Source organism: Streptococcus mitis, from assembly GCF_946188685.1.
GTDB lineage: Bacteria > Bacillota > Bacilli > Lactobacillales > Streptococcaceae > Streptococcus > Streptococcus mitis_CC.
The window spans coordinates 1-21,297 of the sequence record NZ_CAMHWH010000013.1; the positions used below are offsets into that span (position 1 = coordinate 1).

Below are 21,297 nucleotides of genomic sequence, written 5' to 3' on the forward strand. Positions count from 1 at the left end.
AGGCTCGGTAGCTCAGTTGGTAGAGCAATGGATTGAAGCTCCATGTGTCGGCGGTTCGATTCCGTCTCGCGCCATTTATATATTTTGGAAGGGTAGCGAAGAGGCTAAACGCGGCGGACTGTAAATCCGCTCCTTCGGGTTCGGGGGTTCGAATCCCTCCCCTTCCATTTTACGGGCATAGTTTAAAGGTAGAACTAAGGTCTCCAAAACCTTCAGTGTGGGTTCAATTCCTACTGCCCGTGTTAATAGAATTATGGCGGGTGTGGTGAAGTGGTTAACACACCAGATTGTGGCTCTGGCATGCGTGGGTTCGATCCCCATCACTCGCCTATTTTATATTATTGGGGTATAGCCAAGCGGTAAGGCAAGGGACTTTGACTCCCTCATGCGTTGGTTCGAATCCAGCTACCCCAGTTACTATTTGCCGGCGTGGCGGAATTGGCAGACGCGCTGGACTCAAAATCCAGTGTCCGCAAGGACGTGCCGGTTCGACCCCGGCCGCCGGTATAGTATAGAGTTAAGGAACGTTGTAAATCTTCGTTCCTTTTTTATATTATTTTTGGTATAATAATAGTTATTCAAATTTTATTTAGATTATGAAAGTGTAGGGAAGTATGTCTCGTTCTATCGATTTATTAAAACATCGGTATTTGAAAAATATTAAAGAAAATCCTGGATTGTTTGTCGGGATTGAGCTGGAATATCCTGTTGTAAACTTGGAAGGGGATGCTACAGATGTTGAAGTTATCAAACACTTATTCCGATATTTAGTTTATGCTTTGGACTTTACTGTCGAAAAGGTTGATGATTTTGGGACTCCTATTCAGTTAGTGGACCCATTAAGTCAGGATGCTATTTTATTTGAAGTTTCCTATACTACGATTGAGTTTGCATTTGGTAAGACAGAAACGATTCAAGAGGTCGAAAATCGTTTTAACAATTATATGGTAGTAATCCAGAAAAAGTTAGCTGAATCAAATCATGCTATTGTTGGCTGTGGTATTCATCCCAACTGGGATAAAAATGAGAATTGTCCAGTGGTTTACCCACGCTATCAGATGTTGATGGACTATTTGAATTTGAGTAGAAATGTGACTAAATCAGACTTACATCATTTCCCTGAATATGGTGCTTTTATCTGTGGGAGTCAGGTACAGTTGGATGTTTCAAAGTCTAAATACTTACGGGTGATTAATGCTTTTACCCAAATTGAAGCTGCTAAGGCTTATTTATTTGCTAATTCTGAGTTTTCAGGTGAGGATTGGGATACGAGAATTGCAAGGGATATTTTCTGGGAAGAATCGATGCATGGTATCTATCCAGAAAACGTCGGGGTCAATGCTAGACTCTTTAAAGATGAGGATGATTTTTTTGATTATCTAGATCATTCTGCAATTTTTACTGCGGAACGTGATGAACAAACCTATTATTTTTATCCGATTCAGGCAAGCGAGTACCTGACAACACCTGAAATCCAAGCATATGCACTTAATGGGGATGAGATTATTATTTATCCTCAAGAGAAGGATTTTGAAACACATCGTAGTTATCAGTACCAAGACTTAACGACTCGTGGAACAGTTGAGTTTCGTAGTGTGTGTACTCAACCTCTAGATAGAACCTTCGCTTCAGCAGCTTTTCACTTAGGATTGTTGGTTAATTTAGATAAGTTAGAAGCTTACTTAGAAACAGTACCTTTCTTTAAAGAATTTGGTCGTGATTACAAGTTTTTAAGACGGCAATTTTCTAAAAAAAATCTTATAGCTGAGGAAAAAACTGCGATTATTGAATTTTCCAAAGACTTACTCCTTCTAGCTGAGGAAGGACTGGAGATGAGAAATAAGCAAGAAATGACCTACTTACAGGCTTTGAAAGAAGAATTGGGCCTATAATTTCTCTTACAAAAGGAGAATTTTCTGAAAAATCATGATATAATGGATGAGACTATAGATAAAGGACAGAGAGTAATGACATTAGTTTATCAATCAACGCGTGATGCCAACAATACAGTAACTGCTAGTCAAGCTATTTTGCAAGGTTTGGCGACGGACGGTGGTTTGTTTACACCGCTTACTTATCCAAAGGTAGATTTGGACTTTGACAAATTGAAAGATGCTTCTTATCAGGAAGTTGCTAAGTTAGTTTTGTCGGCATTTTTAGATGACTTTACAGCTGAGGAGTTGGATTACTGTATCAACAATGCCTACGATAGCAAATTTGATACTCCTGCTATCGCGCCATTAGTGAAATTAGACGGACAATATAACTTGGAACTTTTCCATGGTTCAACAATTGCCTTTAAGGATATGGCCTTGTCTATTTTGCCATACTTTATGACAACAGCTGCTAAGAAACATGGTTTGGAGAACAAGATTGTCATCTTGACAGCGACATCTGGTGACACGGGGAAAGCTGCTATGGCAGGATTTGCGGATGTACCTGGTACTGAGATTATCGTCTTTTATCCAAAGGATGGTGTCAGCAAGGTACAAGAGTTGCAAATGACCACTCAGACTGGCGACAATACTCATGTTATCGCTATTGATGGTAACTTTGACGATGCGCAAACAAATGTGAAGCACATGTTTAACGACGTAGTTCTTCGTGAAAGATTAGCGGCTAACAAGTTGCAATTTTCATCTGCAAACTCTATGAATATTGGTCGTTTGGTGCCACAGATTGTTTATTATGTTTATGCCTATGCTCAGTTAGTTAAGACTGGTGAGATTGTGGCTGGTGAACAGATCAACTTTACCGTACCAACAGGAAACTTTGGAAATATCTTGGCTGCTTTTTATGCCAAACAAATCGGCTTACCAGTTGGTAAATTGATCTGTGCTTCAAATGATAACAATGTTTTGACAGACTTCTTCAAGACACGTGTTTACGATAAGAAACGTGAGTTTAAAGTGACTACTAGTCCATCTATGGATATTTTGGTATCTTCAAACTTGGAGCGTTTGATTTTCCATCTTTTAGGTAATGATGCGGTTAAAACAGCTGAACTCATGAATGCCTTGAACAAGCAAGGACAATATGAGTTGACAGACTTTGATGCAGAGATTTTGGACCTCTTTGCAGCTGAATATGCGACTGAGGAAGAAACAGCGGCAGAAATCAAGCGTGTTTATGAGTCAGATTCCTATATCGAGGATCCACATACGGCGGTTGCCTCGGCAGTTTATAAGAAATACCAAGCGGCTACTGGCGATGTGACTAAGACAGTGATTGCTTCAACAGCGAGTCCATACAAGTTCCCAGTGGTTGCAGTAGAAGCTGTAACTGGAAAATCAGGGCTTGGCGACTTTGAAGCTTTGGCTCAATTACATGATATTTCAGGAGTGGCAGTGCCGCCAGCAGTTGACGGGCTTGAAACAGCTCCTGTTCGTCATAAGACAACTGTGGCGGCTGCTGACATGCAAGCAGCGGTTGAGGCTTATCTAGGACTTTAAGACAGAGGGAGTAAACTCGGTTGGGAAACCAACTGAGTTTCTTTTCATCAGGAGGAAGGATTGTTTAAGAAAAATAAAGACATTCTTAATATTGCCTTACCAGCTATGGGCGAAAACTTTTTGCAGATGCTCATGGGGATGGTGGATAGTTACTTGGTAGCCCACTTGGGCTTGATAGCTATTTCGGGTGTATCAGTAGCTGGCAATATTATCACGATTTACCAGGCGATTTTCATCGCTCTGGGGGCTGCTATTTCCAGTGTTATTTCAAAAAGTTTGGGGCAGAAGGATCAATCTATGCTAGCCTATCATGTGACTGAGGCGTTTAAGATTACCTTACTATTAAGTTTCCTTTTAGGAGCTTTGTCCATCTTCGCTGGGCAAGAGATGATAGGACTATTGGGAACGGAGAGGGCTGTAGTTGAGAGTGGAGGACTGTATCTATCTTTGGTAGGCGGATCGATTGTTCTTTTGGGCTTGATGACCAGTCTGGGTGCCTTGATTCGTGCAACGCATAATCCACGTCTGCCTCTCTATGTTAGTCTCTTGTCAAATGCTTTGAATATTCTCTTTTCCAGTCTAGCTATTTTTGTTCTTGATATGGGGATAGCTGGTGTTGCTTGGGGAACTATTCTGTCTCGCTTGGTAGGTCTTGTGATTTTATGGTCGCAATTAAAGTTGCCTTTTGAGAAACCGACTTTTGGTTTAGATAAGGAACTATTGACCTTAGCTTTGCCAGCAGCTGGAGAGCGGCTTATGATGCGTGCTGGAGATGTCGTTATCATTGTCTTGGTTGTGTCTTTCGGGACAGAGGCAGTGGCTGGAAATGCAGTCGGAGAAGTCTTGACCCAGTTTAACTATATGCCTGCCTTTGGCGTCGCTACGGCAACGGTCATGCTGGTGGCTCGAGCAGTTGGGGAGGATAATTGGAAAAGAGTCGCTAGTTTGAGTAAGCAAACCTTTTGGCTTTCTCTGTTCCTCATGTTACCCTTGACCTTCAGTATCTATGCTTTGGGTATACCACTAACTCATCTCTATACGACTGATTCTCTAGCGGTGGAGGCTAGTGTACTAGTGACACTTTTTTCACTACTTGGTACTCCTATGACGATAGGAACAGTCATCTATACAGCAGTCTGGCAGGGTTTGGGCAATGCTCGGCTTCCCTTTTATGCGACAAGTATAGGAATGTGGTGTATCCGCATTGGAACAGGGTATCTGATGGGGATTGTGCTTGGTTGGGGCTTGCCCGGTATTTGGGCCGGAACCCTTTTGGATAATGGTTTTCGTTGGTTATTTCTACGCTATCGTTACCAGCGCTATGTGAGCTTGAAAGGATAGGAAATGCAAAAAACAGCTTTTATTTGGGATTTAGATGGGACTTTATTGGACTCTTATGAAGCGATTTTATCAGGGATTGAGGAGACTTTTGGTCAGTTTGCTATTCCTTATGATAAAGAGAAGGTGAGAGAGTTTATCCTAAAGTATTCTGTGCAGGATTTGCTTGTGCAGGTGGCGGAAGAGAGAAAACTGGATGCGGAAGTGCTAAATCAGGTGCGTGCCCAGAGTTTGGCTGAGAAGAATGCTCAGGTAGTTTTGATGCCAGGTGCGCGTGAGGTGCTAGCTTGGGCAGAGGAATCAGGAATTCAGCAGTTTGTTTACACTCATAAGGGAGACAATGCTCTTACCATTCTCAGAGATTTGGGTTTGGAGTCCTATTTTACGGAGATTTTAACCAGTCAGAGTGGCTTTGCGCGTAAACCTAGTTCAGAAGCGGCTACCTATCTGTTAGACAAGTATCAGTTGGATTCTGAGAAGACCTATTATATAGGGGATCGGACTCTGGATGTGGAATTTGCCCAGAATAGTGGTATTCAAAGCCTCAACTTTTTAGAGTCGACTTATGAAGGAAATCACAGGATTCAAGCGTTAGCAGATATTTCCCGTTTTTTTAAGGCTGAGCGATAAAAAGATTGTGTCAGTTTTGTGACAGTGACCTAACAAACTGTTTCAAGTAACCGAGTTTGTTACAAGGAATAGACAGTTCTGTTAAATAGGCCCGAGAGGGCTTTGTTTCTGCATTTTTTGTGTTATCATAGACAGGTACTCATTTGAAAGGAATTTGAAAGAATGAAGAAAAGAATATTATTAGCCTCAACAGTAGCCTTGTCATTTGCCCCAGTATTGACAACTCAAGCAGAAGAAGTTCTTTGGACTGCACGTAGTGTTGAGCAAATCCAAAATGATTTGACTAAAACGGATAACAAAACAAGTTATACCGTTCAGTATGGTGATACCTTGAGCACCATTGCAGAAGCCTTGGGTGTAGATGTCACAGTTCTTGCGAATTTGAATAAAATCACGAATATGGACTTGATTTTCCCAGAAACTGTTTTGACAACGACTGTCAATGAAGCAGAAGAAGTAACAGAAGTTGAAATCCAAACTCCTCAAGCAGACTCTAGTGAAGAAGTGACAACTGCGACAGCAGATTTGACAACCAATCAAGTGACGGTTGATGATCAAACTGTTCAAGTTGCAGATCTTTCTCAACCAATTGCAGAAGCGCCAAAAGCAGTAGAAACTACAAGTACAAAAGAAGTAGCATCAAGTTCAGAAGTTGCAGAGACAGTTGCTACCGCAGAAGAAGTGGCACCATCTACAAACACCTCAACGTCAGAGGAGCAAACAGTCGAAACAAGCAGTGCAGTTGCAGAAGCAGTTTTTCAGGCAACGATTCCAGCTGAGAAAGAGGAAACACAAGCCAGCCCTCAACCTGAGGCAACAGTGGAAGAAACTACAACACCAGTAGAAGAAAAAGCGCCTGAAACAACTGCAACAAGTTCAGAAGAAGCAAAAGAAGCCTCATCAAAAGAAGCTACAACAGTAGTTTCTACTTATCAACCAGAAGAGAAGAAAACAGTTTCAACAACTTACGCAGCTCCAGCAGCGCCCGATTATGCTGGACTTGCGTTAGCGAAATCTGAAAATGCAGGCCTTCAACCACAAACAGCTGCCTTTAAAGAAGAAATTGCTAACTTGTTTGGCATTACATCCTTTAGTGGTTACCGTCCAGGGGACAGTGGAGATCACGGAAAAGGTTTGGCTATCGACTTTATGGTACCAGAAAGCTCAGAACTAGGGGATAAGGTTGCGGAATACGCTGTTCAAAATATGGCCAGCCGAGGAATTAGTTACATCATCTGGAAACAACGTTTCTATGCTCCATTCGATAGCAAATATGGGCCAGCTAATACTTGGAACCCAATGCCAGACCGTGGTAGCGTGACAGAAAATCACTATGATCACGTTCACGTTTCAATGAATGGATAAACCAGACTTTGTAATATCATTTTGACGAATGAGATCTAGCTTTCGTGATAGGAAGCGAGTCTCGTTCGTTTTTTCTTTGTCATACTATTCGAAAATCTCTTCAAACCACGTCAGTTTTATCTGCAACCTCAAAGCTGTGCTTTGAGCAACCTACGGATAGCTTCCTAGTTTGCTCTTTGATTTTCATTGAGTATCAATATGAATGGAAAATGGAAGTTACCATTTTGTAATGATTGAAGCAACATTCTTGCAATCTATTTTACTTCGCATTATAATTGATAAATCAACTATTGATAAATCAATTAAAAGGAGAAAGAAATGATAGAGATTCAAGATTTGCTTTATCAACTCCGCTTGTCTGAGCAAGCGAGTACGCAATTGTTTGAAAAAAGGCTTGGGATTAGTTTGACACGGTATCAGATTTTATTATTTTTGCTGAAGCATTCCCCTTGTAATCAAATAGCGGTTCAGGAGCGTTTGAAGATTGATCAGGCCGCCTTGACACGACATTTCAAGATTTTAGAAAAGGAAGGTTTGGTGGAGCGTCATCGTAATCCTGAAAATCAGCGAGAAGTGTTGGTAGAGACTACGAAGTATGCGAAGGAGCAGTTAGTGATGAATCCACCTCTACAGCATATCAAGGTTAAAGAAGCGATGGAAAGTATCTTAACAGAGTCTGAAAGAACAGAACTCAGACGTTTATTAAATAAATTGGTTTTGGGTATTGAGAATATAGAGATTTAAGGAGAAAAATATGTCAATTATGACAATCATTCTAGCAACGATCGTTGCTTTGGAGCATTTTTACATTTTTTATTTGGAAAGTATTGCAACGCAATCAGATGCAACCAGTCGAGACTTTAACATGGAAAAGGAAGAACTAGCTCGTCCGTCTGTAAGTTCACTGTTTAAAAATCAAGGGATTTATAACGCTCTGCTAGGAGTCTTTCTCCTGTATGGAATTTATTTCTCACAGAATTTAGAAATTGTGACTATTTTTGTTTTATTTGTGATTGGGGCTGCGGCTTATGGCTCTCTGACAGCAGATAAGAAAATTATTTTGAAGCAAGGTGGACCAGCTATTTTGGCCTTGATTAGTATTTTTCTCTTTAAATAAGCTCATACTCTTCGAAAATCAAATTCAAACCATGTCAGCGTCGCCTTGCCGTACTCAAGTACAGACTGTGGCTAGCTTCCTAGTTTGCTCTTTGATTTTCATTGAGTATCAGAGACCAATCCTAGACTCGCTAGTCCTTTTCACTCCAGAACAAGGGAAATATGTTATACTTGTTTTTAAGAAAAAGTCTCATTGAATTTGTTTTGAGGAGTTAGAAATGAAAGTATTAGTGACAGGTTTTGAGCCCTTTGGAGGGGAAATGGTCAATCCAGCTTTGGAGGCCATTAAAGGTTTACCAGCTGAAATCCATGGTGCTGAGGTTCGTTGGCTAGAAGTGCCAACAGTCTTTCACAAATCGGCCCAAGTATTGGAAGAAGAGATGAGTTGTTATCGACCTGACTTTGTCCTTTGTATTGGCCAAGCTGGTGGAAGATCTAGCTTGACACCTGAACGAGTGGCCATTAATCAAGACGATGCACGCATCCCGGATAACGAAGGTAATCAACCGATTGACCTTCCCATTCGCCCAGACGGTGCTCCGGCCTACTTTAGTAGTCTGCCGATTAAAGCGATGGTTCAAGCTATAAAAAAAGAGGGATTGCCGGCCTCTGTTTCCAATACTGCAGGGACTTTTGTCTGCAATCATTTGATGTATCAAGTCCTCTATTTGGTAGAAAAGAAATTTCCACATGTTAAGGCAGGTTTTATGCATATTCCTTATATGATGGAACAGGTGGTGAATCGACCGACCACTCCAGCTATGAGTTTAGTGGACATTATGCGAGGGATAGAAGCGGCAATCGGGGCCATTATCGAACATGGAGATCAGGATCTTAAGTTGGTAGGTGGAGAAACTCATTGATAGAAAAAAAGCTTGAGGGAAAAACCTTCAAACTTTTGGACGTTTTCGAGCCAGTACTGCTCGGTAAAAAATTATTTTATTGATTTGAATGTAGGGTAGGAGTGAGAAACTAGCAATTCCAAAGGTAATCCAATTGAGGAAGTACCAAGGAAGGAGTTGTAAGTCTAGGACAAAGCGTTGAAATTTGTAGCCTTTCATCAGGAAATGGCTGGTTTTAAGGATTTGTCCTGGTTTGGCCTGTCCTAAGTCTAGGGTGTCACAGAGGAGAAATTCTACCTGAGAATAGGCATAGTATTGTGGAATATAGAGACTATTTCCGATAATCATTAAGAGGATACTTGCTAGAAAATAAAGACCAAAGGTCATGAGGAAACGCTCGGTTTCAATTGACGTGAAATCCAGATTAGGAAACTCAGGATGGAGGGCAACGAATTTCTTGGCTAAAAAGCTACTGTAAAAGAGAAAGTAAATTCCGAGTAAACTAGGAATACTCCATAAGAAGAGATAGAAGCGTTTGAGAAGGAGAGTCAAAAAGGTTTGTGAAAAGTGCTCTTCGTTAAAGAGAGTGAGACTATTTTTGACGGATAGTTCTGTATCTGGATTCTTGATGAGTTTCAGCGTTGTATAAACTGAACTGGTTAGAAGAATAGTTCCGATAAAGGAGACTAATAGAGGAAAAAGGTAGGCTTGGAATACATGGCCAAACACGCTTAAAAAGGGTTGTTCTAAAATTGCTTCGTTGATACGCTCTAAGGGATTGAGGAAGCCAGACAAGATAACCAGCATGCTAGGTAAGAGATAGACGAGAAAGAGGCGGGGATTTTCAGCCTGAAATTGTCTGGCTTGCACACGAACGGTTTTTAAATCAATTTTTGGGTATTTCATTCTCTCATTATACCATAGTTCGTGACAGTTCCAGCTTTTTTTGATAAAATCATACAGTATGCCCTTGGGCACAAAGTATGAACTGGGACTGTCTTTCCCAGCTTCGGAGGTAAAAAATGTCAGATTCACCAATCAAATATCGTTTGATTAAGAAAGAAAAACACACAGGAGCTCGTCTGGGCGAAATCATCACTCCCCATGGCACCTTCCCGACACCTATGTTTATGCCGGTTGGGACACAAGCCACTGTCAAAACTCAGTCGCCTGAAGAATTGAAGGAGATGGGTTCGGGAATTATCCTGTCAAACACCTATCATCTCTGGCTTCGCCCTGGAGATGAACTCATCGCACGCGCAGGTGGTCTCCACAAGTTCATGAATTGGGACCAGCCTATCTTGACAGATAGTGGTGGTTTTCAGGTTTATTCCTTAGCAGATAGCCGTAATATCACAGAAGAAGGAGTAACCTTTAAAAACCATCTCAATGGTTCTAAGATGTTCTTGTCCCCAGAAAAAGCCATTTCTATTCAGAACAATCTGGGCTCAGACATCATGATGTCCTTTGACGAATGTCCTCAGTTTTATCAACCTTACGACTACGTTAAGAAATCAATCGAGCGTACCAGTCGTTGGGCTGAGCGTGGTTTGAAGGCTCACCGTCGTCCACATGACCAAGGTTTGTTTGGGATTGTGCAGGGGGCAGGATTTGAAGACCTGCGTCGCCAATCGGCTCATGACCTTGTCAGTATGGATTTCCCAGGCTACTCTATCGGTGGTTTGGCGGTGGGAGAAACCCACGAAGAGATGAATGCTGTCTTGGACTTTACAACCCAATTGTTGCCTGAAAACAAACCTCGCTATCTGATGGGTGTGGGAGCGCCAGATAGCTTGATTGATGGGGTGATTCGTGGGGTGGATATGTTTGACTGTGTCTTGCCGACTCGTATCGCTCGTAACGGAACTTGTATGACCAGTCAAGGTCGTTTGGTTGTCAAAAATGCTCAGTTTGCTGAGGACTTTACGCCACTGGATCCTGAGTGTGATTGCTACACATGTAAGAACTATACACGCGCTTATCTTCGTCACCTGCTCAAGGCTGATGAAACCTTTGGTATCCGCTTGACGAGTTATCACAATCTTTACTTCTTGCTTAACCTGATGAAGCAAGTGCGACAAGCCATCATGGATGACAATCTCTTGGAATTCCGTGAGTATTTTGTTGAAAAATACGGCTATAATAAGTCAGGCCGTAATTTTTAAACTGGAATTGATATAAGCTAAAAATCCTAAGTTTTCTCTTGGGATTTTTCTTCTTTTTTTGATAGAATAAAGTGTATAATGAAAGGGAGAATAAACTCGTATGCGTATTAAATGGTTTTCCTTGATTAGGATTACAGGTTTACTTTTGGTACTCTTGTATCATTTCTTTCAGACAATCTTTCCTGGAGGATTTTTCGGGGTAGATGTCTTTTTCACATTTTCAGGCTTTCTGATTACGGCTCTACTTATCGAAGAATTTTCTAAAAATCATGAAATTGATTTGGTTGGATTTTTTAGGAGACGCTTTTATCGGATTGTGCCACCTGTGGTTTTGATGGTCTTGGTGACCATGCCCTTTACCTTTCTAGTTCGGCAAGATTATGTGGCTGGAATTGGGGGTCAGATTGCGGGTGTCTTAGGCTTCATGACCAACTTCTATGAAATCCTAACAGGTGGGAGTTATGAATCTCAGTTCATTCCTCATTTGTTTGTTCATAATTGGAGCTTGGCTGTTGAGGTTCACTACTATATCCTCTGGGGATTGGCAGTTTGGTTCTTATCTAAACAGTCCAGATCAAATGGTCAGTTGAGAGGAATGGTCTTTCTCTTATCTGCTGTTGCCTTCTTGATCAGCTTCTTCTCCATGTTTATTGGTAGTTTTCTAGTAACCTCTTATTCCTCTGTTTACTTCTCCAGTTTAACTCATGTCTATCCATTCTTTTTGGGAAGTGTGTTAGCAACTATCGTAGGCGTTCGTCAGACAACTTCTTTAGTTAAGCAGTTGGATAAAATCTGGGATTTACGCAAGACCCTTTTAGTTTTTGGAGGAGGTTTTGGCTTCTTACTCATTTTGACCTTCTTTGTCAAATTTACCTATCTCTTTGCCTATCTTATGGGCTTCTTGCTTGCCAGCCTTTCAGCCATTGCTATGATTCTGGCGGCGCGTGTCTTACATGAAAAGACTCCTAACGTGCAGGAGCCAAAGATGATCAGCTTTTTAGCGGATACTAGCTATGCGGTTTATCTTTTCCATTGGCCTTTCTATATCATATTCTCACAGTTGACCTCAAATCTTTTTGCTGTGTTATTAACTTTGATTTTTTCTTATGGATTTGCCAGTCTTTCATTTTATGTATTGGAGCCGTGGATTGCAGGAAAGAGCACACCTATTTTACAAACTCTTCGTTCCCTGCCTTATATTCACGCAATTCTTGCAACAAGTACAGGAATCTTGGCCTTCATTGTCCTCTTAGTGACTTTGTTGGCACCACAAGTGGGAGCGTTTGAGACAGACTTAACTGTCAATGGCTTGAAGCAAGCCGCAACAAATATTAGCCAGACCAAGGTGATGACAGAACGAGCAGAAGCTGATAGTTTAGGAATTGCTGATGGCACTATGCTAATTGGTGACTCGGTGGCCTTAAGGGCAAATACAGCCCTGCAGACAGCCCTTCCTGGAGCACAGATTAACGCACAGGTCAGCAGAACAACTAAGAATGCCAATGAAATCATGCTCAACAATAGCCAGAATAAATTTCTACCAAAGATGGTGGTTATTGCAACTGGGGTAAATAATCCTGAAAATTACAAGGAAGACTGGGATAGTATCGTGAAAAATCTTCCTAAGGGACACCATATGGTTTTGGTGACTCCTTATGAGGGAGATAAGACAAAAGAGACCTATGCCATCGTTGAGAAGGCTGCTGCCTATATGAGAGAATTGGCAGAGAAGACTCCTTACATCACGATAGCAGATTGGAATCAAGCTGCTAAGGAACATCCAGAAATCTGGGCAGGAACAGATCAAGTCCATTTTGGAAGTGACAATAGTAAGATTGAAGCAGGAGCTAAATTGTATGCAGATACCATTGCTACAGCCTTGCAAACAGCTCAAGACAAGCCAGTCAAATCAAAATAACTTGTATTAAAAAGAGAAGAGTTGGAGAAATCCAGCTCTTTTAAAATATATCTAGAAAACAGGTCTATACCATTTACAAATGAATCAGAAAGGTTTATAATGTAATTGACATAATAAATATCAAAAGTAATCTTTTAAGGAGGTCATTATTATGCCTAATTACGTTAAAGCGGATCAGTTTTTCTATCCATTTGGCATTCGTCGCGGTGGGTACTTAGAACTTGTTGATGGCAAATTTGGGAAACATGTGGATCAAATTCCTGAAGGAGCAGAGGTTCTTGACTATACTGGTTATAGCATTGCACCAGGTCTTGTGGATACTCATATTCATGGATATGCAGGTGTAGATGTGATGGACAACAACATTGAAGGTACATTGCATACTATGAGTGAGGGACTTCTTAGTACCGGTGTTACCAGTTTCTTGCCCACAACTTTAACAGCCACTTATGAGCAATTGCTTGCAGTCACTGAAAATCTTGGAAACCATTATAAAGAAGCAACAGGTGCTAAGATTCGTGGGATTTATTATGAAGGTCCATATTTCACAGAAACTTTTAAGGGGGCACAAAATCCAACTTATATGAGAGACCCGGGTGTTGAGGAGTTTCATTCTTGGCAGGATGCTGCAAAAGGGATGCTAAATAAAATCGCTATTGCACCAGAACGTGATGGGGTGGAAGATTTTGTACGTACTATTACAGGTGAAGGTGTGACAGTTGCACTTGGACACTCAGATGCGACATTTGAACAAGCTAAGAAGGCAGTTGATGCTGGAGCTAGTGTATGGGTACATGCCTATAATGGGATGCGTGGTTTAACACACCGCGAACTAGGTATGGTAGGAGCTATGTATGAGCTCCCACATACTTATGCAGAATTGATCTGTGATGGTTATCACGTAGATCCAAAAGCTTGTGAGATTTTACTTAAGCAAAAGGGGACAGAAAACATCGCTCTTATTACGGACTGTATGACAGCTGGTGGGCTTGAAGACGGTGACTATATGTTGGGAGAATTCCCTGTTGTAGTAGCAAATGGAACTGCACGTCTCAAATCTACTGGTAATTTGGCAGGTTCTATCCTCAAACTCAAGGATGGTTTGAAGAATGTGGTCGAATGGGGAATTGCGAATCCGCATGAAGCAGTCATGATGGCCAGCCTCAACCCAGCTAAATCTGTTCACATTGATGATGTCTGTGGCCAAATCCGTGAAGGTTATGATGCGGACTTTATCGTATTAGATAAAGATTTGGAATTGGTAGCAACCTACCTAGACGGTGTGAAACGTTATCAAGCATAAGAGAGAAAGCAGAAGCTAGAGATTAGCTTCTGTTTTTTTATCTATATTGCTTTACCAGTAAATAAAAAAGTTAAAAAAATCACAAAAAAACTTGAACAAACAAATGAAAAGGCTTACAATCATGTTATAAATAGTACAAATAAAAAACGGAGGAGTGCTTTATGAAAGCTTATACTTATGTTAAACCAGGACTTGCTTCTTTTGTTGACGTTGACAAACCAGTGATTCGCAAGCCAACAGACGCTATTGTGCGTATCGTAAAAACCACTATTTGTGGAACAGACCTCCATATTATCAAAGGAGATGTTCCTGCTTGCCAAAGTGGTACCATTCTTGGTCACGAAGGGATTGGGATTGTTGAAGAAGTTGGAGAAGGAGTTTCTAATTTCAAAAAAGGCGACAAGGTCTTGATTTCTTGTGTCTGTGCCTGTGGTAAATGCTACTACTGTAAAAAAGGAATTTATGCTCACTGTGAAGATGAAGGGGGCTGGATTTTCGGTCACTTGATTGATGGTATGCAGGCTGAATATCTACGTGTCCCTCATGCAGATAACACTCTCTACCATACTCCAGAAGATTTGTCAGATGAAGCCTTGGTTATGCTATCAGACATTCTACCTACTGGATATGAAATTGGTGTCTTGAAAGGGAAAGTAGAACCTGGTTGCAGCGTTGCCATTATTGGTTCAGGTCCAGTTGGATTGGCTGCTCTTTTGACAGCTCAGTTCTACTCACCAGCCAAATTGATTATGGTGGACTTAGACGATAACCGCTTGGAAACTGCTGTATCATTTGGTGCGACTCACAAGGTTAATTCTTCAGACCCTGAAAAAGCCATTAAAGAAATTTATGATTTGACAGATGGTCGTGGTGTAGATGTTGCTATCGAAGCTGTTGGTATTCCTGCAACATTTGATTTCTGTCAAAAGATTATCGGTATAGACGGAACAGTTGCCAACTGTGGTGTACATGGTAAACCAGTCGAATTCGATTTGGACAAACTTTGGATTCGCAACATCAATGTAACAACTGGTTTGGTATCTACAAATACAACTCCACAATTGTTGAAAGCTCTTGAAAGTCATAAGATTGAACCAGAAAAATTGGTAACTCATTATTTCAAACTAAGTGAAATTGAAAAAGCCTATGAAGTTTTCAGTAAGGCAGCAGACCACCATGCAATTAAGGTCATTATCGAAAATGATATTTCAGAAGCTTAAGTAGTAAAAACATTTTGGAACATAAGCAAATAGAAATTCAGTCATCATAAGATGGCTGGATTTTTTATCAAAAAATTAAGAAATGAGCATATTTCTTTCCTTGTTTAGCGGAATTGGTTATAATATACGGTACAAAGGAATGAATGAATATGTATCGTGTTATAGAAATGTACGGAGATTTTGAACCTTGGTGGTTTATAGAAGGTTGGGAAGAAGATATTGTAGCAAGTAGAAAATTTGACCAGTATTATGATGCTCTCAAATACTACAAAACTTGCTGGTTTAGATTGGAACAAGAATCCCCTCTTTATAAAAGTAGAAGTGACTTGATGACTATTTTTTGGGATCCAGAAGACCAACGCTGGTGTGATGAATGTGATGAGTATTTACAACAATACCATTCTTTAGCTCTTTTGCAGGATGAGCAGGTTATCCCAGATGAAAAATTACGTCCAGGCTATGAAAAACAAACAGGTAAGGAAAGGCACCGTTCTTGCCGTATGAAATTAAAATAGAGAAAAAGTAACTTTTTGGAGTTGCTTTTTTTATTTTTCCAAATCTTTGCGAATAGTATAGGTGAGGAGGTAAGTATGGTTCAAGAAATTGCACAAGAAATCATTCGCTCGGCCCGGAAAAAAGGGGCGCAGGATATTTATTTTGTCCCTAAGCTAGACGCTTATGAGCTTCATATGAGGGTCGGAGACGAGCGCTGTAAAATCGGTTGTTATGATTTTGAAAAGTTTGCGGCCGTTATCAGTCACTTTAAGTTTGTAGCTGGTATGAATGTTGGAGAAAAGCGACGTAGTCAACTTGGTTCCTGCGATTATGCCTATGACCAGAAGATGGCGTCCCTACGTTTATCTACCGTAGGCGATTATCGAGGGTATGAGAGTTTAGTTATTCGTTTGTTGCATGATGAGAAGCAGGACTTGCATTTTTGGTTTCAGGATATTGAAGAATTAGGCAAGCAGTACAGACAACGGGGACTTTATCTTTTTGCTGGTCCAGTCGGAAGTGGCAAGACAACCTTGATGCATGAATTAGCTAAGTCCCTTTTTAAGGGGCAACAAGTTATGTCCATCGAAGATCCTGTAGAAATCAAGCAGGACGACATGCTCCAGTTGCAGTTGAACGAAACAATCGGGTTGACGTATGAAAATCTCATCAAACTTTCCCTACGTCATCGACCAGACCTCCTGATTATCGGAGAAATTCGGGACAGCGAGACAGCGCGTGCAGTGGTCAGAGCCAGTTTGACAGGTGCGACAGTCTTTTCAACCATTCATGCCAAGAGTATCCGAGGAGTTTATGAACGTTTACTGGAGTTGGGCGTGAGTGAGGAGGAATTGGCAGTCGTTCTGCAAGGAGTCTGCTACCAGAGATTAATCGGGGGAGGAGGAATCGTTGACTTTGCAAACAAAGACTATCAAGAACACCAGTCAACTAGCTGGAATGAACAGATTGACCAGCTTCTTAAAGATGGACATATCACAAGTCTTCAGGCTGAAACGGAAAAAATTAGCTACAGCTAAGCAAAAAAATATCATCACCTTGTTTAACAATCTCTTTTCCAGCGGTTTTCATCTGGTGGAGACCATCTCCTTTTTAGATAGGAGTGCCTTGTTGGACAAGCAGAGTGTGACTCAGATGCGCACGGGCTTGTCTCAGGGGAAATCATTCTCAGAAATGATGGAAAGTTTGGGATTTTCAAGTGCCATTGTCACTCAGTTATCCCTAGCGGAAGTCCATGGAAATCTCCACCTGAGTTTGGGAAAGATAGAAGAGTATCTAGACAATCTTGCCAAGGTCAAGAAAAAACTAATTGAAGTAGCGACCTATCCCTTGATTTTGCTGGGTTTTCTTCTCTTAATTATGCTGGGACTACGCAACTACCTACTACCACAACTGGATAGTAGCAATATTGCCACTCAAATTATCGGTAATCTGCCACAAATTTTTCTAGGCATGGTAGGGTTTGTTTCAGTAGGTGTCCTTTTAGCACTAACTTTTTATAAAAGAAGTTCTAAGATGCGGGTCTTTTCTATCTTAGCACGCCTTCCCTTTCTTGGAATCTTTGTGCAAACCTATTTGACAGCTTATTATGCGCGTGAATGGGGGAATATGATTTCGCAGGGGATGGAGCTGATGCAGATTTTTCAGATCATGCAGGAACAAGGTTCCCAACTCTTTAAAGAAATCGGTCGAGATTTGGCTCAAGCCCTACAAAATGGTCGGGAATTTTCTCAAACAATAGCAACCTATCCTTTCTTTAAAAAGGAGTTGAGTCTTATCATCGAGTATGGGGAAGTCAAGTCCAAGCTGGGGAGTGAGTTGGAAATCTATGCTGAAAAAACTTGGGAAACCTTTTTTACCCGAGTCAATCGTACCATGAATCTGGTGCAGCCATTGGTCTTTATCTTTGTGGCTCTGATTATCGTTTTACTTTATGCGGCAATGCTCATGCCCATGTATCAAAATATGGAGGTAAATTTTTAACATGAAAAAAATGATGACATTCTTGAAAAAAGCGAAAGTGAAGGCTTTCACACTTGTGGAAATGTTGGTGGTCTTGCTCATCATCAGCGTGCTTCTCCTGCTCTTTGTACCTAATCTGACCAAGCAAAAAGAAGCAGTCAACGACAAAGGGAAAGCTGCTGTTGTTAAGGTGGTAGAAAGCCAGGCAGAGCTTTATAGTTTGGATAAAAATGAAGATGCTAGCCTAAGTAAGTTACAAGCAGATGGGCGAATCACAGAAGAACAGGCTAAAGCTTATAAAGAATACCATGCTAAACAAAATACCAGTCAAACCGTTGCAGATTAAGGCATTTACCATGCTGGAAAGCCTCTTGGTTTTGGGACTTGTGAGTATCCTTGCCTTGGGCTTATCCGGCTCTGTCCAGTCCACTTTTGCGGCGGTAGAGGAGCAGATTTTCTTTATGGAGTTTGAAGAACTCTATCGGGAAACTCAAAAACGCAGTGTAGCTAGTCAGCAAAAGACTAGTCTAAACTTAGATGGGCACACAATCAGTAATGACAGTCAAAAGTTGACAGTTCCTAAAGGAATTCAGGCACCATCAGGACAAAGTATTACATTTGACCGAGCTGGGGGAAATTCGTCCCTGGCTAAGGTTGAATTTCAGACCAGTAAAGGAACGATTCGCTATCAGTTATATCTAGGAAATGGAAAAATTAAACGCATTAAGGAAACAAAAAATTAGGGCAGTGATTTTACTGGAAGCAGTAGTTGCTTTAGCTATCTTTGCTAGCATTGCAACCCTCCTTTTGGGACAAATTCAGAAAAATAGGCAGGAAGAAGCAAGAATCTTGCAAAAGGAAGAAGTTTTGAGGGTAGCTAAGATGGCCTTGCAGACAGGTCAAAATCAGGTAAACATCAACGGAGTTAAGATTCAGGTGTTTTCTAGTGAAAAGGGATTGGAGGTTTATCATGGTTCAGAACAGTTGTTGGCTATCAAAGAGCCATAAGGTCAAGGCTTTCACCTTGTTGGAATCCCTGATTGCCCTTATTGTTATCAGTGGGAGCCTACTCCTCTTTCAAGCCATGAGTCAGCTCCTCATTTCAGAAGTTCGCTACCAGCAGCAAAGCGAGCAAAAGGAGTGGCTCCTGTTTGTGGACCAGTTGGAGGCAGAATTAGACCGTTCGCAGTTCGAAAAAGTAGAAGGTAATCGCATTTATATGAAGCAGGATGGCAAGGATATCTCTATTGGTAAGTTAAAATCGGATGATTTTCGGAAAACTGATGCCAGTGGACGAGGTTATCAGCCTATGGTTTATGGACTCAAATCTGCACAGATTACAGAGGAGAATCAGTTGGTTCGCTTTCATTTTCAGTTCCAAAAAGGCTTAGAAAGGGAGTTCATCTATCGTGTGGAAAAAGAAAAAAGTTAAGGCAGGAGTCCTCCTCTATGCGGTAAGCATAGCAGCTATCTTTAGTCTCTTGTTACAATTTTACTTGAACCGACAAGTCGCCCACTATCAAGACTATGCTTTAAATAAAGAAAAGTTGGTTGCTTTTGCCATGGCCAAGCGAACCAAAGATAAGGTTGATAAGGAAAGTGGGGAACAGGCCTTTAATATGGGTCAGGTGAGTTATCAAAATAAGAAAACAAGCTTAGTGACAAGGATTCGTACGCCTAAGAGCCAATATGAGTTCATCTTTCCTTCCGTCAAAATAAAAGAAGAGAAAACGGATAAAAAGGAAGAGGTAGCGACCGATTCAAGTGATCAAGCAGAGAAGAAAAAAACAGAAGAGAAGGTTGAAAAGAAAGAGAATTCCTAGCCAATCAGGCTACTTTGTGCTAAACTAAAAATATGAAACATGATTTTAACCACAAAGCAGAAACTTTTGATTCCCCTAAAAATATCTTCCTTGCAAACTTGGTTTGTCAAGCAGTCGAGAAACAGATTGATCTTCTATCAGACAAAGAAATTTTGGATTTCGGTGGAGGGACGGGTCTGTTAACCTTGCCCCTAGCCAAGCAGGCCAAGTCTGTAACATTGGTGGATATTTCGGAGAAAATGCTGGAGCAAGCTCGTTTGAAAGCGGAGCAGCAAGACATCAAGAATATCCAGTTTTTGGAGCAAGATTTACTGGAAAAACCCTTGGAGAAAGAGTTTGATCTCATTGTTGTTTGTCGGGTTCTTCATCATATGCCTGATTTGGATGCGGCTCTCTCACTGTTTCATCAACATCTGAGAGAAAATGGACAACTTTTACTTGCTGATTTTACCAAGACAGAAGCTAGCCATCATGGATTTGAATTGGTTGAACTGGAAAACAAGCTAGCCCAGTTTGGTTTTTCATCTGTGCATAGTCAGATTCTCTATAGCGCTGAAGACCTGTTTCAAGGAAATTACTCAGAACTCTTTTTAACAGTAGCCCAAAAATCACTCGCCTAGTCAGGGAGTGATTTTTCTATAAGGATGGAAAAAAGAAGGGAAATTTGATAAGATAGGAATATGGATTTTGAAAAAATTGAACAAGCTTATACCTATTTACTAGAGAATGTCCAAGTCATTCAAAGTGATTTGGCGACCAACTTTTATGACGCCCTGGTGGAGCAAAACAGCATCTATCTGGATGGAGAAACTGAGCTAGAGCAGGTCAAAGAGAACAATCAGGCCCTTAAACGTTTAGCGCTACGCAAAGAAGAATGGCTCAAGACCTACCAGTTTCTCTTGATGAAGGCTGGGCAAACAGAACCCCTACAGGCTAATCACCAGTTTACACCGGATGCTATTGCCTTACTTTTGGTGTTTATTGTGGAAGAGTTGTTTAAAGAGGAGGAAATCACTATTCTCGAAATGGGTTCTGGCATGGGAATTTTGGGCGCTACTTTCTTGACCTCGCTTGATAAAAAGGTGGATTACTTGGGAATGGAAGTGGATGATTTGCTGATTGATTTGGCAGCTAGCATGGCAGATGTAATTGGTTTACAGGCTGGCTTTGTCCAAGGGGATGCCGTTCGTCCACAGATGCTCAAAGAAAGCGACGTGGTCATCAGCGACTTGCCTGTCGGCTATTATCCTGATGATGCCGTTGCGTTGCGTCATCAAGTTGCTTCTAGCCAAGAACATACTTACGCCCATCACTTGCTCATGGAACAAGGACTTAAGTATCTCAAGTCAGATGGATACGCTATTTTTCTCGCTCCGAGTGATTTGTTGACCAGCCCTCAAAGTGATTTGTTGAAAGGGTGGTTGAAAGAGGAAGCGAGTCTGGTTGCGATGATCAGTCTGCCTGAAAATCTCTTTGCTAATGCTAAACAATCAAAGACGATTTTTATCTTACAGAAGAAAAGTGAAACAGCAGTAGATCCTTTTGTTTATCCGCTTGCTAGCTTGCAAGATGCAGGTGTTTTAATGAAATTTAAAGAAAATTTTCAAAAATGGACTCAAGGTACTGAAATATAAAATAGATTTTGTTATA

General features: G+C 41.0%; 23 protein-coding genes and 6 tRNA genes. 28 read left to right on the forward strand and 1 reads right to left on the reverse strand.

The window, feature by feature from the left end; genetic code table 11:
• The first annotated feature begins 1 nt into the window (after position 1).
• The 14 genes from N8N51_RS09720 to pcp all read left to right on the forward strand — a co-directional run bounded on the left by N8N51_RS09720 (position 2) and on the right by pcp (position 8,764).
• Positions 2-74: transfer RNA gene (locus N8N51_RS09720), tRNA-Phe, on the forward strand.
• Positions 75-86: 12 nt separating this feature from the next.
• Positions 87-167 (forward strand) — tRNA-Tyr (locus N8N51_RS09725).
• 4 nt (positions 168-171) lie between these two features.
• Positions 172-242 (forward strand) — tRNA-Trp (locus N8N51_RS09730).
• Positions 243-256: 14 nt separating this feature from the next.
• Positions 257-329, forward strand: a tRNA-His gene (locus tag N8N51_RS09735).
• Between the two features lie 13 nt (positions 330-342).
• Positions 343-414: transfer RNA gene (locus N8N51_RS09740), tRNA-Gln, on the forward strand.
• A gap of 9 nt (positions 415-423) precedes the next feature.
• Positions 424-507 (forward strand) — tRNA-Leu (locus tag N8N51_RS09745).
• Positions 508-614: 107 nt separating this feature from the next.
• The gene (locus N8N51_RS09750; RefSeq protein WP_173875717.1) at positions 615-1,892 is read left to right on the forward strand and encodes a glutamate-cysteine ligase family protein; all 1,278 of its coding nucleotides are present in this window, start codon (positions 615-617) and stop codon (positions 1,890-1,892) included.
• A 75-nt stretch (positions 1,893-1,967) separates the two neighbouring features.
• The gene (gene thrC, locus N8N51_RS09755; RefSeq protein ID WP_261057434.1) at positions 1,968-3,452 is read left to right on the forward strand and encodes a threonine synthase; all 1,485 of its coding nucleotides are present in this window, start codon (positions 1,968-1,970) and stop codon (positions 3,450-3,452) included.
• A 60-nt stretch (positions 3,453-3,512) separates the two neighbouring features.
• Positions 3,513-4,793, forward strand: a complete 1,281-nt coding sequence (locus N8N51_RS09760; protein WP_045606637.1) for an MATE family efflux transporter — start codon at positions 3,513-3,515, stop codon at positions 4,791-4,793.
• Between the two features lie 3 nt (positions 4,794-4,796).
• The gene (locus N8N51_RS09765) at positions 4,797-5,420 is read left to right on the forward strand and encodes an HAD family hydrolase (protein ID WP_173875719.1); all 624 of its coding nucleotides are present in this window, start codon (positions 4,797-4,799) and stop codon (positions 5,418-5,420) included.
• Between the two features lie 162 nt (positions 5,421-5,582).
• Complete coding sequence (locus N8N51_RS09770; protein WP_173875720.1) at positions 5,583-6,785, forward strand: LysM peptidoglycan-binding domain-containing protein; 1,203 nt, start codon at positions 5,583-5,585, stop codon at positions 6,783-6,785.
• 318 nt (positions 6,786-7,103) lie between these two features.
• On the forward strand, positions 7,104-7,529 hold the full coding sequence (locus N8N51_RS09775; RefSeq protein WP_173875721.1) for a MarR family winged helix-turn-helix transcriptional regulator: 426 nt from the start codon (positions 7,104-7,106) through the stop codon (positions 7,527-7,529).
• 10 nt (positions 7,530-7,539) lie between these two features.
• Complete coding sequence (locus N8N51_RS09780; RefSeq protein WP_150923264.1) at positions 7,540-7,902, forward strand: DUF1304 domain-containing protein; 363 nt, start codon at positions 7,540-7,542, stop codon at positions 7,900-7,902.
• A 217-nt stretch (positions 7,903-8,119) separates the two neighbouring features.
• Positions 8,120-8,764, forward strand: a complete 645-nt coding sequence (gene pcp / locus N8N51_RS09785; RefSeq protein ID WP_173875722.1) for a pyroglutamyl-peptidase I — start codon at positions 8,120-8,122, stop codon at positions 8,762-8,764.
• Positions 8,765-8,791: 27 nt separating this feature from the next.
• On the opposite strand, the gene N8N51_RS09790 is transcribed toward pcp, so the two are convergent.
• Positions 8,792-9,649: a DUF975 family protein gene (locus N8N51_RS09790; RefSeq protein WP_173875723.1), complete on the reverse strand. Its 858-nt coding sequence runs from the start codon at positions 9,647-9,649 to the stop codon at positions 8,792-8,794.
• Between the two features lie 116 nt (positions 9,650-9,765).
• Here N8N51_RS09790 and tgt point away from each other — a divergent pair, with 116 nt between their 5' ends.
• From tgt to N8N51_RS09860, 14 genes are all read left to right on the forward strand, one after another.
• Positions 9,766-10,908 carry a tRNA guanosine(34) transglycosylase Tgt gene (tgt, locus tag N8N51_RS09795; protein ID WP_001285237.1) on the forward strand — a complete coding sequence of 381 codons (1,143 nt, stop codon included), beginning with the start codon at positions 9,766-9,768 and terminating at the stop codon, positions 10,906-10,908.
• Positions 10,909-11,008: 100 nt separating this feature from the next.
• Positions 11,009-12,826 (forward strand): acyltransferase family protein, encoded by a 1,818-nt coding sequence (locus tag N8N51_RS09800; protein WP_261104102.1) that lies wholly within the window; start codon positions 11,009-11,011, stop codon positions 12,824-12,826.
• 151 nt (positions 12,827-12,977) lie between these two features.
• Positions 12,978-14,129 carry an N-acetylglucosamine-6-phosphate deacetylase gene (gene nagA, locus N8N51_RS09805; RefSeq protein WP_176139655.1) on the forward strand — a complete coding sequence of 384 codons (1,152 nt, stop codon included), beginning with the start codon at positions 12,978-12,980 and terminating at the stop codon, positions 14,127-14,129.
• A gap of 161 nt (positions 14,130-14,290) precedes the next feature.
• Positions 14,291-15,349 carry a zinc-dependent alcohol dehydrogenase family protein gene (locus tag N8N51_RS09810; protein ID WP_049510020.1) on the forward strand — a complete coding sequence of 353 codons (1,059 nt, stop codon included), beginning with the start codon at positions 14,291-14,293 and terminating at the stop codon, positions 15,347-15,349.
• A gap of 149 nt (positions 15,350-15,498) precedes the next feature.
• Entirely contained in the window at positions 15,499-15,864 is a 366-nt protein-coding gene (locus tag N8N51_RS09815) for a DUF1033 family protein (protein WP_049532016.1), read from the forward strand.
• A gap of 75 nt (positions 15,865-15,939) precedes the next feature.
• The gene (gene comGA, locus N8N51_RS09820; protein ID WP_261104103.1) at positions 15,940-16,881 is read left to right on the forward strand and encodes a competence type IV pilus ATPase ComGA; all 942 of its coding nucleotides are present in this window, start codon (positions 15,940-15,942) and stop codon (positions 16,879-16,881) included.
• On the forward strand, positions 16,829-17,845 hold the full coding sequence (gene comGB / locus N8N51_RS09825) for a competence type IV pilus assembly protein ComGB (RefSeq protein WP_261104114.1): 1,017 nt from the start codon (positions 16,829-16,831) through the stop codon (positions 17,843-17,845). The genes comGA and comGB overlap by 53 nt, the downstream gene beginning before the upstream one ends.
• 1 nt (position 17,846) lies before the next feature.
• Positions 17,847-18,170 (forward strand): comG operon protein ComGC, encoded by a 324-nt coding sequence (gene comGC, locus N8N51_RS09830; protein WP_000738641.1) that lies wholly within the window; start codon positions 17,847-17,849, stop codon positions 18,168-18,170.
• The gene (comGD, locus tag N8N51_RS09835; RefSeq protein WP_049546625.1) at positions 18,133-18,567 is read left to right on the forward strand and encodes a competence type IV pilus minor pilin ComGD; all 435 of its coding nucleotides are present in this window, start codon (positions 18,133-18,135) and stop codon (positions 18,565-18,567) included. The genes comGC and comGD overlap by 38 nt, the downstream gene beginning before the upstream one ends.
• The gene (comGE, locus tag N8N51_RS09840; protein ID WP_153199764.1) at positions 18,530-18,832 is read left to right on the forward strand and encodes a competence type IV pilus minor pilin ComGE; all 303 of its coding nucleotides are present in this window, start codon (positions 18,530-18,532) and stop codon (positions 18,830-18,832) included. Before comGD ends, comGE begins: the two co-directional genes overlap by 38 nt.
• Positions 18,795-19,256 (forward strand): competence type IV pilus minor pilin ComGF, encoded by a 462-nt coding sequence (gene comGF / locus N8N51_RS09845; protein ID WP_261104107.1) that lies wholly within the window; start codon positions 18,795-18,797, stop codon positions 19,254-19,256. The genes comGE and comGF overlap by 38 nt, the downstream gene beginning before the upstream one ends.
• Complete coding sequence (gene comGG, locus N8N51_RS09850; protein WP_004257448.1) at positions 19,234-19,647, forward strand: competence type IV pilus minor pilin ComGG; 414 nt, start codon at positions 19,234-19,236, stop codon at positions 19,645-19,647. Before comGF ends, comGG begins: the two co-directional genes overlap by 23 nt.
• Positions 19,648-19,679: 32 nt before the next feature.
• Positions 19,680-20,267, forward strand: a complete 588-nt coding sequence (locus tag N8N51_RS09855) for a class I SAM-dependent methyltransferase (RefSeq protein WP_025172898.1) — start codon at positions 19,680-19,682, stop codon at positions 20,265-20,267.
• Positions 20,268-20,327: 60 nt separating this feature from the next.
• Entirely contained in the window at positions 20,328-21,281 is a 954-nt protein-coding gene (locus tag N8N51_RS09860) for a class I SAM-dependent methyltransferase (protein ID WP_004257442.1), read from the forward strand.
• Positions 21,282-21,297: the final 16 nt, after the last annotated feature.

What these genes read in the sequence shown, in the direction of transcription:
- N8N51_RS09750 (WP_173875717.1), top strand. Translation starts at nt 615, where the DNA reads ATGTCTCGTTCTATCGATTTATTAAAACATCGGTATTTGAAAAATATT.
- thrC (WP_261057434.1), top strand. Translation starts at nt 1,968, where the DNA reads ATGACATTAGTTTATCAATCAACGCGTGATGCCAACAATACAGTAACT.
- N8N51_RS09765 (WP_173875719.1), top strand. Translation starts at nt 4,797, where the DNA reads ATGCAAAAAACAGCTTTTATTTGGGATTTAGATGGGACTTTATTGGAC.
- N8N51_RS09770 (WP_173875720.1), top strand. Translation starts at nt 5,583, where the DNA reads ATGAAGAAAAGAATATTATTAGCCTCAACAGTAGCCTTGTCATTTGCC.
- N8N51_RS09775 (WP_173875721.1), top strand. Translation starts at nt 7,104, where the DNA reads ATGATAGAGATTCAAGATTTGCTTTATCAACTCCGCTTGTCTGAGCAA.
- N8N51_RS09780 (WP_150923264.1), top strand. Translation starts at nt 7,540, where the DNA reads ATGTCAATTATGACAATCATTCTAGCAACGATCGTTGCTTTGGAGCAT.
- pcp (WP_173875722.1), top strand. Translation starts at nt 8,120, where the DNA reads ATGAAAGTATTAGTGACAGGTTTTGAGCCCTTTGGAGGGGAAATGGTC.
- N8N51_RS09790 (WP_173875723.1), bottom strand. Translation starts at nt 9,649, where the DNA reads ATGAAATACCCAAAAATTGATTTAAAAACCGTTCGTGTGCAAGCCAGA.
- tgt (WP_001285237.1), top strand. Translation starts at nt 9,766, where the DNA reads ATGTCAGATTCACCAATCAAATATCGTTTGATTAAGAAAGAAAAACAC.
- N8N51_RS09800 (WP_261104102.1), top strand. Translation starts at nt 11,009, where the DNA reads ATGCGTATTAAATGGTTTTCCTTGATTAGGATTACAGGTTTACTTTTG.
- nagA (WP_176139655.1), top strand. Translation starts at nt 12,978, where the DNA reads ATGCCTAATTACGTTAAAGCGGATCAGTTTTTCTATCCATTTGGCATT.
- N8N51_RS09810 (WP_049510020.1), top strand. Translation starts at nt 14,291, where the DNA reads ATGAAAGCTTATACTTATGTTAAACCAGGACTTGCTTCTTTTGTTGAC.
- N8N51_RS09815 (WP_049532016.1), top strand. Translation starts at nt 15,499, where the DNA reads ATGTATCGTGTTATAGAAATGTACGGAGATTTTGAACCTTGGTGGTTT.
- comGA (WP_261104103.1), top strand. Translation starts at nt 15,940, where the DNA reads ATGGTTCAAGAAATTGCACAAGAAATCATTCGCTCGGCCCGGAAAAAA.
- comGB (WP_261104114.1), top strand. Translation starts at nt 16,829, where the DNA reads ATGGACATATCACAAGTCTTCAGGCTGAAACGGAAAAAATTAGCTACA.
- comGC (WP_000738641.1), top strand. Translation starts at nt 17,847, where the DNA reads ATGAAAAAAATGATGACATTCTTGAAAAAAGCGAAAGTGAAGGCTTTC.
- comGD (WP_049546625.1), top strand. Translation starts at nt 18,133, where the DNA reads ATGCTAAACAAAATACCAGTCAAACCGTTGCAGATTAAGGCATTTACC.
- comGE (WP_153199764.1), top strand. Translation starts at nt 18,530, where the DNA reads ATGGAAAAATTAAACGCATTAAGGAAACAAAAAATTAGGGCAGTGATT.
- comGF (WP_261104107.1), top strand. Translation starts at nt 18,795, where the DNA reads ATGGTTCAGAACAGTTGTTGGCTATCAAAGAGCCATAAGGTCAAGGCT.
- N8N51_RS09855 (WP_025172898.1), top strand. Translation starts at nt 19,680, where the DNA reads ATGAAACATGATTTTAACCACAAAGCAGAAACTTTTGATTCCCCTAAA.
- N8N51_RS09860 (WP_004257442.1), top strand. Translation starts at nt 20,328, where the DNA reads ATGGATTTTGAAAAAATTGAACAAGCTTATACCTATTTACTAGAGAAT.